The following is an 11,902-nucleotide window of genomic DNA, read 5'->3' as shown; positions in this document are numbered from 1 at the left end:
CGGCCGCGATCCGGCGTCCGGAGCCCGGCCGCCGTCCGTCGTCGTGTTCCCCGCCGTCTGGCCATCGACGCCCCCTGTCGCGTACGAGTCCCACAGGCCGACCCTCCACCGGCGGCCCACTGCGCCGAATGGAGTAATCGCCGAGAACTGTGCCATCGCGCCACTCGGCATGCCACTTACCCCAGTGGTGCCTCCCGCACCTTCAGCCACACGAGCGGATCGATCTTCACGGAAGGTGACGAAATTGCGTCGATCTTCCCCCATTTGCCCCAATCGACGGTCCGCGTCGGTGGCGACTGAGACGATTCCCGGCGTGCAGGACTGGCCGCGCCGCAGTGCGCCGATCATCACGGCGACGGGAGTGACGATCGCCGTGATCGGCACCTTCCTCCCCTGGCTGCGCTCGGGTTCGGTGTATCGCGACAGCCACCAGACCGTCGGCGTGCTCCGCAGGCTCCTCGAACCGCCCCCGATCCTCGACACGATCCTGGGCGCCTGGCCGTTGCTCATCCCGCTGGCGGCGATCTGCGTCCTGCTCCATCTGATCAGGCTTCGGGTCACCGCCTCGGTGATCGCGTTGATTTTCTCGGTTCTGATGGGAACGGCGACCACGGTCGCCTTCGTCCAAGGCTTCGACAACACCGCATTGATCGGCATCTCGGGCATCGGCCCGATCACCACTCTCGCGGGCGTGGCACTGACCCTGGTCGGCGCGCTCGGCGTGCTGCTCGGCAGCCGTCCGCAGAGGACACAGAACGCAGGAGGCTCGTCGTGACCCACCCCGGCCCCGGCCCTTGGCAGCCGGAGAACCAGCCGCCGAACGGACCGGCTCGCCCCGGCCCGGGCCAGGAGGGCTACCCGTCGTCCGGCCCGCAGCAGCCCTACGGCGCACCGCAACAGCCCTACGGCGGTCAGCCGCCCTACGGGGCACCGCAGCAGCCCTACGGCGGCCCGCCGCCGCAGGGACCGCCCTTTGGCGGCCCGCCGCCACAGGGCCCCTACGGACAGTTCCCCCCGCAGGGACAGCCGCCCAAGAAGAAGACCGGCCTCGTCGTCGGCTCGGTCGTCGCCGTGGTGGCCGTCGCCGCCGCAGCGACGGGTACCTATTTCGCCTTCGGCAGGGGCGACGTCGCCGCCGCAGGCGGGGAGACCCCCGCCGATGCCGCGACGCGACTGCTCACCGCCACCGGAAGCAACGACGTCGTGGGCCTGTTCGACACGCTCGTGCCCGTCGAGGCCCAGCTGAGCAGGGACTACCTCGAAGCCACCGTCAGTGAGATGACCCGACTGGAGATCTTCGAGCCGGGCACCGACCCCTCGTCGATCGAGGGCTGGGGAACCACCCTGGAGGGCCTGGAGTTCGACGAGTCCTCCGAGGAGCGGATCAACGAGGACCTGGTGATCACCCAGGCATCGGCAGGCACGCTGACGATGAACTCGAACCTCGCCGAGCTTCCGCTCACCGACAGCTTCGTGGCTGCGGCGTTCCCCGACGGACTCCCGGCGGACGAGACGGAGCAGATCGACTTCGCCGAATTGGACGAGCCGCTGCGCATCGCCACCGTGCAGGTCGGCGACGACTGGTACCCCAGCCTCTTCTACACGATCGCCGACTACGGCCTTCGGGAAGAGGGACTGTCCTGGCCGGACACCTCGGTCGAGGCCGTGGGCGCCGACTCGCCGCAGGCCGCGGTGGAGGACCTCGTCGCCGCAGCGATGGCCGGTGACCTGGAGCAGGTCATCGCACTGACCCCGCCCGACGAGATGGGCGTCCTCTACGACCTCGGCCCGCTGCTGCTGGCGGAGATGCCCGCAGGCACCAGCCCGGAGGTCACCGTCACCGACCTGCAGACCAACACCCGCGAGTCCAACGGCGGCACGGTCGTGGTCATCGAATCGGTGTCCATCGAGGGCACGCAGCCGGGCGAGCAGGCGACGATCGTCATCGACGGCGACTGCGTCGACATCAGCGTCGAGGGCGGCCAGAGCGACCGGATGTGCATGTCCGACCTCACCGGGCAGATGCAGGCCGAGATGGGCGGGGAGCTTCCCCCGGAGGCGATCGCTTTCGTCGAGCGGCTGATGACCAACGCCCTCGACTCCGGCATCACCACCGTCGAGGTCGACGGCCGGTGGTACGTGAGCCCGATTCGCACCTTCGGCGAGCTGTTCATGCTGGTGATGCAGAGCCTGGAGCCCGGCGACATCGAGATGTTGATCGAGGCCGCGGAGTCCACCTACTGATGCACCCGCGCCGCGCCTGATCGGCGAGGCGGCAACACCCGGGCCGGGAACGCGTCGTCGTTCCCGGCCCGCCGTGTGTCCGGGTGTTCCGGGACGCCGGCGGCCTGACATCCGAGAGCCGCCGGAGCAGCCGGACAACCGCCCGGCAGGGCACGAGAACGGTCCCCTCGGCATCGGAGCGGGCCGCCCGGGCATCACCTGTCCTGCCGTGGCCGTCGGCGATGCCGTCCAGGAAGGGCCCGCGCGGAGTGAGACCCCGGTCGGCCTTCGCGCAGCCCACGACCCGGCAGCGATCACCCCATCGGCGGTTGCCCACGATCACCGTCACGTGCTGGCGGAGATCGACGACCCGACTTGAATCCCAATACAGGACAAGCGTACTGTTTGGTCTTGCCGCCGTGTCCACGACGATCGACGGCCTGCTCGACGAGCGGGGCTGCCGAGAAGTCCGGACACGCCACCTGAAGAGTCGAGCAGCATGGCCCGTCGAGCTGGGCCAGACTTGACGTCATCCCCGAACTGACGTGCGCCGTCGCGAGATGGAGTTGTTGGACGTGACTGCACCTGCTAGCCAGGACAGCTTCGGCGCCCGCGGCACGCTCTCGGTCGGAGACACCTCGTATGAGGTGTTCCGGCTGAGTGCGGTCGAGGGCGCGGACCGCCTGCCTTACAGCCTGAAGATCCTGTTGGAGAACCTGCTCCGCACCGAGGACGGCGCGAACATCACCGCCGACCACGTCCGCGCGCTGGCCTCCTGGGACCCTTCGTCCGAACCCGACACAGAGATCCAGTTCACCCCGGCCAGGGTGATCATGCAGGACTTCACCGGCGTGCCCTGCGTCGTCGACCTCGCCACGATGCGGGAGGCCGTCACGAACCTGGGCGGCGATCCGGCCAAGGTCAACCCGTTGGCACCCGCCGAGCTGGTCATCGACCACTCCGTCATCGCCGACATCTTCGGCAGGCCGGACGCGTTCGAGCGCAATGTGGACCTGGAGTACGAGCGCAACCGTGAGCGCTACCAGTTCCTCCGCTGGGGTCAGAGCGCGTTCGACGAGTTCAAGGTCGTCCCGCCCGGCACCGGCATCGTGCACCAGGTCAACATCGAGCACCTGGCCCGCGTGGTGATGACCAGGCAGGGCGGCGACGGAGGCACCACCCTCCAGGCCTACCCGGACACCCTCGTGGGCACCGACAGCCACACCACCATGGTCAACGGCATCGGCGTGCTCGGCTGGGGCGTCGGCGGCATCGAGGCCGAGGCCGCGATGCTCGGTCAGCCGGTGTCCATGCTGATCCCGCGCGTGGTCGGCTTCAAGCTGCACGGTGAGCTGCCCGCAGGCGCGACGGCCACCGACCTGGTGCTGACCATCACCGAGATGCTGCGTGAGCACGGCGTGGTCGGGAAGTTCGTCGAGTTCTACGGGTCCGGCGTCGGTGCCGTCCCGCTGGCGAACCGCGCCACGATCGGCAACATGAGCCCCGAGTTCGGCTCGACCTGCGCGATCTTCCCCGTCGACGCCGAGACGACGACCTACCTGCGGCTCACCGGCCGATCCGAGCAGCAGGTCGCCCTGGTCGAGGCCTACGCCCGTGAGCAGGGCATGTGGCACGACCCCGAGGCCGAGCCCGCCTACTCCGAGCGGCTCGAGCTCGATCTCGCCACCGTGGTGCCCTCCATCGCGGGCCCCAAGCGTCCCCAGGACCGGATCGACCTGTCCTCGGCGAAGTCGGCGTTCCGCAAGGCGATCACCGATTACGTGACCGCCGATTCGTCGATCGTGGACGAGGCGTCGGACGAGTCCTTCCCCGCGTCGGACTCGCCCACCTACTCGCGCGACGACGACCACGCGGGCAGGCCGGTGCACTCGGCGGCCAACGGCTCCCAGGGCAGGCCGAGCAGGCCCACGCGGGTCACCGTGGACGGCTCCGAGTTCGAGATCGACCACGGAGCGGTCGCGATCGCCGCGATCACCTCCTGCACCAACACCTCCAACCCGAGCGTGATGATCGGCGCGGCGCTGTTGGCGAAGAAGGCCGTCGAACGCGGCCTGGCACGCAAGCCGTGGGTGAAGACCACGCTGGCGCCGGGGTCCAAGGTCGTCATGGACTACTACGCGCGCTCCGGGCTGCTGCCCTACCTGGAGAAGCTCGGCTTCAACCTCGTCGGCTACGGCTGCACGACGTGCATCGGCAACTCCGGCCCCCTCCAGGACGAGATCTCGGAGGCGATCAACTCCGCCGACCTCGCGGTGGTCTCGGTGCTCTCGGGCAACCGGAACTTCGAGGGTCGGATCAACCCCGACATCAAGATGAACTACCTCGCCAGCCCGCCGCTGGTGGTGGCCTACGCGCTCGCGGGCACCATGGACCTGGACCTGAGCACGGAGCCGCTGGGCACCGACACCGAGGGCAGGCCGGTCTTCCTGGCCGACATCTGGCCGGACGCCGCCGAGATCCAGGAGGTCATCGGCTCGGCGATCTCCTCGCAGGGCTTCACCGACGGCTACTCCGACGTCTTCGCGGGCGACGAGCGGTGGCAGTCCCTTCCGACGCCCACCGGCAACATCTTCGAGTGGGACCCGCAGTCCACCTACGTCCGCAGGCCCCCGTACTTCGAGGGCATGACGCCGGACCCCAGCCCGGTGACCGACATCGCAGGCGCCAGGGTCCTCGCCCTGCTGGGCGATTCGGTGACCACCGACCACATCTCCCCGGCCGGGGCGATCAAGGCCGACTCGCCCGCAGGGCGTTACCTCAACGAGCACGGCGTCGAGCGCCGGGACTTCAACTCCTACGGCTCGCGGCGCGGCAACCACGAGGTGATGATCCGAGGAACCTTCGCCAACATCCGACTGCGCAACCTGCTGTTGGACGCGATCGAGCCCGGCGGTGTGCAGGGCGGCTACACCCGCGACTTCCTCGCGGGCGGCGAGCAGACCACCATCTACGACGCGTCGGTCTCCTACGCCGAGGCAGGCGTTCCGCTGGTGATCCTCGCGGGCAAGGAGTACGGCTCCGGATCCTCCCGTGACTGGGCGGCCAAGGGCACCAGCCTGCTGGGCGTGCGCGCGGTGATCACCGAGTCGTTCGAGCGCATCCACCGGTCGAACCTGATCGGCATGGGCGTGCTGCCCCTCCAGTTCCCGGCAGGCGAGAGCGCGAGCTCGCTGGGTCTGGACGGCACCGAGACCTTCGACGTGTCCGGGGTGACCGCGCTGAACGACGGCGGCTCGCCTCGCACCCTGAAGGTGACGGCCACCAGGCAGGACGGCTCCGTCGTCGAGTTCGACGCGGTGCTGCGCATCGACACTCCTGGTGAGGCCGACTACTACCGCAACGGCGGCATCATGCAGTACGTGCTGCGCAAGATGCTGCGCGGCTGATCGACATCACGGCACCCGACAGGCCCGGACGTCTCGGCGTCCGGGCCTGTCGGCGTCCTGGCCAAGCGACGTCTGGTCCGGCGGCGCTGACCGGGCCGCCCTCTCCGGTCGGGGAACGACGAGCCCCGCCCTCGGACGATCAGTGACCGCCGTGGCCGTGCCCGCCGTCGCCGTGGAGCTGCTCCATGAGCGTCACCACCGGCTCGGGCGCCACCACAAAGGGCCGCATCATGCCCATGTCCTCGTGTTCCAGCAGATGGCAGTGATACATGTACTGCCCGGTGGAGCCTTCGAACCGCGCCATGATGGTGACCTCTTCTCCCCTGGCCACCCGGACCGTGTCCTTCCAGCCCAGCTCATCGGGCAGCAGGGTGCCCGACTGCTCGTACCGGATCGGGGTGAGCGTGCCGCCCCGACTCTCGTCGAAGCCGCCGATCACGACGGGCCTGCCGTCCTCCCCCGGCACGGTCTCGGTCACCACGTAGTGGTCTCGCGCCAACGCCTGGAAGCGCACCAGATGCAGGTGCATGGGATGCGTCGGCGCGGCGAGGCTCAGCATGTGCCAGTCCTCCCAGTCGTCGTGGCGGACGAACCAGTTCACCGTGTCCTCGAACACCCGACAGAGTCGTCGGTAGGTGACCACCTCGCCGTCCGGCCCCTGTACCTGCACGAATCCGTCGTGCACCGTGACGCCGTCGAAGTCGGGGATGTGATCGTGCGCCGGGTCCAGTCGTCGCATCTCCCAGAGCTGTCCGTGGCCGGTGGGGCCGTTGGCGAGGATCAGCAGCCGATGTCGTGCCGCAGTGTGCGGACCCGGCAGCCGCTCGTACGACCGGGAGGTCTCGGCGGGCAGCCGGAAGCGGTCGACCGCGCGCCGCGTCTCGACCCGGAACTCCATGACCTCGGGGTGGACCGGGGTGCCGCCGGTGTTCATCAGCCGCACCGTGCGTCCCCGCCACGGTCCGAAGTCGATGAGCAGATCGGCACGCTCGGCAGGCGCCATGATCAGCCCGTCGGCCGGGATCTCCACCGGTTCGGGGAGGAGGCCGCTGTCGGTGCCGATCTGCCAGGCCGCCCCGGTGATCGGGGAACCGGACTCGTCTTGGAGCGCGAGCCGGTAGGTGCGGGCGTTGGACGAGTTGAGCACCCGGAAGCGATACCAGCACGCCCCCACCGCCAGATGCGGCCAGATCACCCCGTTGACCAGGGTGAACGGACCGGTGAACGCACGTTGTGCGACGGTCTTGTGCAGGAGCGCCCCCGTCAGCGAGCCGTCGTCGGCGACGTCGAGATTGCGATCGGCGATCACCAGCGGAATCTCCCGGTCGCCCGAGGGAAGCCGGAGGGCGTCCTCCTCGTCGTCGCGGATGAGGTAGGTGCCCACCAGCCCCGCGTACACGTTCCACCGCGTGATCATCATCGCGTGGTCGTGGTACCAGAGCATCGCCGCGGGCTGCTGGTTCGGATACTCGCAGAGCTGGCTCTCCCCCGACAGCACCGCGTTGTTGGCCCAGCCGTCACTGCCTGCCGCGACGACACCACCGTGCAGATGGGTCACCGACCACGCAGGCAGTCGAGCGACCTCGGGGATCGGGGTGCCGCCGCCTCTGCCTGGCAGATCCGATGGCGAGGGCTCCCCCTCCTCGGGCAGCGGGACGTCGACGGCCGTCACCGGGAAGGCGCCCTCGATCCCGTTGCGCCAGGCCAGCAGTACTCGCCGCCCCCGGCGGACCTCGATGGTCGGGCCGGGGAAGTGGCCGTCGTAGGTCCAGACGGTGGTCGGAGGCAGTTCGGAGTGCAGGCGGGTCTGCGCGACCTGTTTGACGATGGTCGTCAGCTCGCCCTCGGCCGGGCGCAGCACCGGCGGGACGGGCATGGGGTCCAGGAACTTCGTCAATTCCGTCGTGGGGGTCTCGTCTCCGACGGTCCTGGGCAGCACGACAGACCGGTCCACTCCGACGACGGAGTGAACCGGGTGCGCCGAGACCGGCTCCGAGGGCGCGGCCGCCGCTGCGGCGTCGACCGTCGGCCCGGCCGGGTCGACGGCCCGCTGTGCGGCCGACGCGCCAGGCGCCGCAGCCGTGAGCAGCGCTGCGGCGGTGCCCGCGCCGATGCCGATCAGCTGCCTACGCGATAACGCAGTTCCCCCAGACGAATGATCCATCGTTGCACCGTAAGCACCAGTCCTGGAGGTTGGCTCGTGTCGCAGCCGAATGGATACAGAAAAACCTCCGTCCGGGATAAAGGATCACTGATCCGGCGCTGAGCTGGTCTGATCCGTCTCGTCCTGATCGAAGGGGTCGGCGGAGTCCACAGCGGACCTCGCCGCTACCCACTACAGAGTGATCACTCGCACGGATGACGACGGCCGGACGCGGAATAGGGGTTCGCCGTCGTCGAGCGGACCGGGCCGCTACGACGCGATGCGTCGGCGCACCGTTCCGTGATCGCCGTGGTCCCCGCCGTGGCCGTGCAGCTTCTCCATCAGGGTGACGACCGGATCGGGCGCCACCACGAAGGGCCGCATCATGCCCATGTCCTCGTGCTCCAGCAGATGGCAGTGATACATGTACCGCCCGGTCGAACCGGTGAAGTGGGACAGGATGGAGACCAGCTCCGTCGAGCCGACGCGGATGGTGTCCTTCCAGCCCCGCTCGTCCGGCAGCAGCGCCCCGTCCGCCACGTATCGCACCGGCGTCGCCGTGCCGCCGCGCGCCTGATCGAAGCCGCCGATGTCGAACCGCACTCGGTCGACGGCCTGGAAGCGCACCAGGTGGACGTGGATGGGGTGGGTGGGCCCGGTCAGATTCAGGATGTCCCACTGCTCCCAGCTGTCCTGCCGGACGAACCAGTTCACCGTGTCCTCGAACACCCTGGACATCCGGTGATAGGTGACGACCTCGCCGCGAGCATCCTGTACCTGCACGTAGCCGTCGTGCACGGTGACGCCGTCGAACTCCGGGATGTGATCGTGCTTCGGGTCCAGCCGGTGCATCTCCCACAGCTCGCCGTGTCCGCTGGTCCCGTTGGCCAGCACCAGCAGTCGGCGCCCGTGTTCGTGGCCGTGCTCATCGTGTCGCAACCGGACGTAGGACCCGGAGACGGTCGTCGGACGGCGGAAGTCCGAGGTGACCCGTCGCCGACCGACGCGGAACTCCATGATCTCCGGGTTCGGGCCGGGATTCGCGGCCGCGTTGACCAGTCGGAGCCTGCGGCCCGCGAAGACGCTGAAGTCGATCAGCAGGTCGACGCGCTCGGCAGGCGCCATCACCAGGCCCGCCGCGGGCAGCGGGAGAAGCGCGGGCAGCAGGCCGCTGTCGGTCCCGATCTGCCACGCCGTTCCGGTGATCGGCTCGCCCCGCTCGTCACGCAGCGACAACGTGAAGGTCCTGGCGTTGGAGGCGTTGAGCACCCGGAACCGGTACCAGCGACGCTCGACGTCGAGATGCGGCCAGATGACCCCGTTGACCAGGGTGAAGGGACCGCTGAAGCCACGCTCCTCGACCGTCTTGTGCACCAGCGCCCCGGTGAGCGCGCCCTTCTCGTCGACGTCGAGATTGCGATCACAGATGATCAGCGGGACCTCCTGATCGCCCGACGGCAGGTTCAGCGCGTCCTCCTCCTCGTCCCGGAGCAGATACATGCCGAGCAGTCCGGCGTAGACGTTCCACCGGGTGATCATCATGGCGTGATCGTGGTACCAGAGGGTCATCGCAGGCTGATCGTTGCGGTACTCGCAGATCTGCGCCTCCCCCGGCAGGACTCCGTTGTCCGCCCAGCCGTCGTTGCCCGCCGCAGTGACGGCGCCGTGCAGGTGTACGACGGTCCAGGGCGGCAACTGCGTGACCTCGGGGATCGGCAGGCCGCCGCTGCGGCCGGGCTCGTCGGAGGGCGACGGCTCGCCGGGCTGCGGCAGCGGCACGTCCACCGCCGTCACCGGGAACGGCCCCTCGATCTCATTCGTCCACGCCACGCGCACCCGCTGCCCGCGCCGGACGTCGAACGTCGGACCAGGCAGGTGACCGTCATAGGTCCAGACGCGGGTCGGCGGCAGCTCCGAGTGCAGTCGCACCCAGGTGGCCCGCTGGACCACCGTCACCAGCTCGCCGCCTTCCGGGCGCAGTACCGGCGGAATCCGCAGCGGATCGCGGAACTTGGTGAGCTCGGTGCGTGCCGAGGCGCGGGTGACGTCGACGACCTGCGACATCTCGGCTAGGTCGGCGTCGACGTTCGAGACCAGCTCGACGATTTCGGTCATGTCTACTCCCCAGTAAACTGCAAGAATTCACTCGACGAATACCGACCCGCATTACCTGCGAGAGAGACTCGGTATTCGCCACCCCGTCAGAATGACGACGGCAGGACCATGCCGGATTCGCCCGAATCCGCGATGACGAGCTACACCAAGGACGTCCGCGCATTCCGGCAGCAGCCTGCCCTGGTTGCCAGGACACGGCTCGGCGGCAGTCGCCGACACACGTCGGCGGCCCGACCGGTGACATCGGCACACCGTGAATCACGGCGGATCAGCCGTCAGGCAGGCTCGCTCATGGTCATTCCCCCTATTGTTCCGCTCCCCAGAAAGAACCGACACCGTGCGCCTCCCCAGGCCCACTCGGCTCTCCTGCCGTCACCATAGTACAGAACCAACGATCAGCGGTGCAGGTAATTCCCGAAAAGGAAGTCGACCTCGCAATCATTCGCACCGCACCGCAGGCACGCTGCCCGACGCGCGTGACGACGTGGCACCACGACCGAGCAGGCGCGACGAACTCCGGGCCGCCGATCGCACGCGGGAGCCCGATCCCCGCCAACATGCGCCGAGGACCACCGGCCTCCGAACCGATCGTGCGCCCTCGCCCGAGCCTGCCCGACTAGTAGCCTGCTCGGCTCGAGCGAATCGATTCGGTGCGTCGCACGATGCCTCGTCGTGGCGGGCCGCCGTCGCCGCCAAGGAACGCGGCGGAGGCAGGCGGGGAGGAAGGCGGGGCGGGCCGTGTCGGCAATCGGCAGCGCGCTGCCGGGGCTCACCGATCGTGCTCGACGGTCCCGCTCGACGGTCCCGCTCGACGGTCGGCGTCGACCACGGTGACTCGGCTGGACGACCGGCCTGCGGCCCAGGCGGAGCGACGGCGCGCTCAGGCCGCCGGACGCGGCGGGCGATGCTACTCACCGTCACGGGTTCGTCGGCGTGGCCGCTGATTCTCCGCTCGTTATGGTGATCGCGAACAGGTCGCGACCGACTAGGGTTTCCCCGTGGATGAGCAGCGGCGAGACGGTCCGAACCCGCCGTCGATCGGCTGCGGCTCACCGGCTCGGACGATCCGTCGGCACTCACGTTCTGCGAGGAAGACATGACGCACGCCACCCGCCCGCACCCCGCGCTGCGGGACCCGGAACGCCTCCATCGCCGGTCACCGCGCGGTCTGTCCCGCCTCGCGGCAGTGCTGGCGACGGCGTCGATCGCCCTGGCAGGCTGCTCCGAGATCGCCGCCGACCTGTCCAGCGCGTTAGACGAACCGGCCGTGTCCGAGTCGGCGGGCCAGGACGCCGCCGATGCGGGCGGGCAGGACACCGAGGGCGGCGCGGGCACCGGAGACTCCGACGCGCCACGGCAGCTCGCCGAGCTCACCGTGGCGCCGGAGGGACCGATGACCGGCTACTCCCGCGAGCGCTTCCCGCACTGGTCGAGTCATGGCGACAACTGCAACACGCGCGAGGTCGTGCTGGAGCGCGACGGCACCGACGTCGTCGCCGACGACCAGTGTCGGCCGCAGTCGGGCACCTGGATCAGCGTGTACGACGACCAGGAGTTCACCGAGGCGGGCGATCTCGACATCGATCACACGGTGCCGCTGGCCGCCGCGTGGCGCAGCGGTGCCGCGGACTGGGACGAGGACCGCCGGGAGGCCTTCGCCAACGATCTGGACTCGCCGCAGCTCCTCGCGGTGTCGGCCTCGTCGAACCGCTCGAAGGGCGACCAGACCCCGGCCGACTGGCTGCCGCCCGCCGAGTCGTATCACTGCGTCTACGCCGAGGACTGGATCGCGGTGAAGCACCTCTACGAACTCACCGTCACCGAGGACGAGGCCGCCGCGTTGGAGGGCATGCTCGCCACCTGCTGACCGTTCGCCGCGAAGCCCGCGGGACACCGCAGGACACTGCGGGAGGAGGACATCTCACGCCAGAACCGCCGAGCGGCGCTCGGGACTGCCGTCCGCAGGCGGCTTGCGGCGCCCCGTCGTCGAAAAGCCTGCGGCGCGCCGCAGGCC

General features: G+C 69.4%; 6 protein-coding genes. 4 read left to right on the top strand and 2 right to left on the bottom strand.

Features of this window, described 5'->3' with window-relative positions; translation table 11 throughout:
- Nucleotides 1-235 precede the first annotated feature (235 nt).
- The 3 genes from UA75_RS11610 to acnA all read left to right on the top strand — a co-directional run bounded on the left by UA75_RS11610 (nucleotide 236) and on the right by acnA (nucleotide 5,630).
- A complete protein-coding gene (locus UA75_RS11610; RefSeq protein WP_157434125.1) occupies nucleotides 236-775 on the top strand; it encodes a hypothetical protein in 540 nt (179 codons plus the stop codon).
- Nucleotides 772-2,244: a hypothetical protein gene (locus tag UA75_RS11605; protein ID WP_083683132.1), complete on the top strand. Its 1,473-nt coding sequence runs from the start codon at nucleotides 772-774 to the stop codon at nucleotides 2,242-2,244. Before UA75_RS11610 ends, UA75_RS11605 begins: the two co-directional genes overlap by 4 nt.
- Before the next feature lie 554 nt (nucleotides 2,245-2,798).
- Complete coding sequence (gene acnA, locus UA75_RS11595; protein WP_075743691.1) at nucleotides 2,799-5,630, top strand: aconitate hydratase AcnA; 2,832 nt, start codon at nucleotides 2,799-2,801, stop codon at nucleotides 5,628-5,630.
- 139 nt (nucleotides 5,631-5,769) lie between these two features.
- Here acnA and UA75_RS11590 read toward each other — a convergent pair whose 3' ends face one another.
- Entirely contained in the window at nucleotides 5,770-7,794 is a 2,025-nt protein-coding gene (locus UA75_RS11590) for a multicopper oxidase family protein (RefSeq protein WP_083683131.1), read from the bottom strand.
- A gap of 249 nt (nucleotides 7,795-8,043) precedes the next feature.
- Nucleotides 8,044-9,888 carry a multicopper oxidase family protein gene (locus UA75_RS11585; RefSeq protein WP_075740253.1) on the bottom strand — a complete coding sequence of 615 codons (1,845 nt, stop codon included), beginning with the start codon at nucleotides 9,886-9,888 and terminating at the stop codon, nucleotides 8,044-8,046.
- A gap of 1,096 nt (nucleotides 9,889-10,984) precedes the next feature.
- Between UA75_RS11585 and UA75_RS11580 the strand changes: the two genes are divergently transcribed.
- Nucleotides 10,985-11,755, top strand: a complete 771-nt coding sequence (locus tag UA75_RS11580; protein ID WP_083683130.1) for an HNH endonuclease family protein — start codon at nucleotides 10,985-10,987, stop codon at nucleotides 11,753-11,755.
- Nucleotides 11,756-11,902: the final 147 nt, after the last annotated feature.

Origin of the sequence: Actinoalloteichus sp. GBA129-24 (assembly GCF_001941645.1) — a bacterium.
Lineage (GTDB): Bacteria > Actinomycetota > Actinomycetes > Mycobacteriales > Pseudonocardiaceae > Actinoalloteichus_A > Actinoalloteichus_A fjordicus.
Note: the sequence above shows the minus strand (reverse complement) of the source record. Positions and strands in the feature narration are given on the sequence as shown.

Excerpts from the sequence above, each read along its gene's own strand:
- UA75_RS11585 (WP_075740253.1), bottom strand. The coding sequence starts at position 9,888 with ATGACCGAAATCGTCGAGCTGGTCTCGAACGTCGACGCCGACCTAGCC.
- UA75_RS11590 (WP_083683131.1), bottom strand. The coding sequence starts at position 7,794 with ATGGATCATTCGTCTGGGGGAACTGCGTTATCGCGTAGGCAGCTGATC.
- UA75_RS11580 (WP_083683130.1), top strand. The coding sequence starts at position 10,985 with ATGACGCACGCCACCCGCCCGCACCCCGCGCTGCGGGACCCGGAACGC.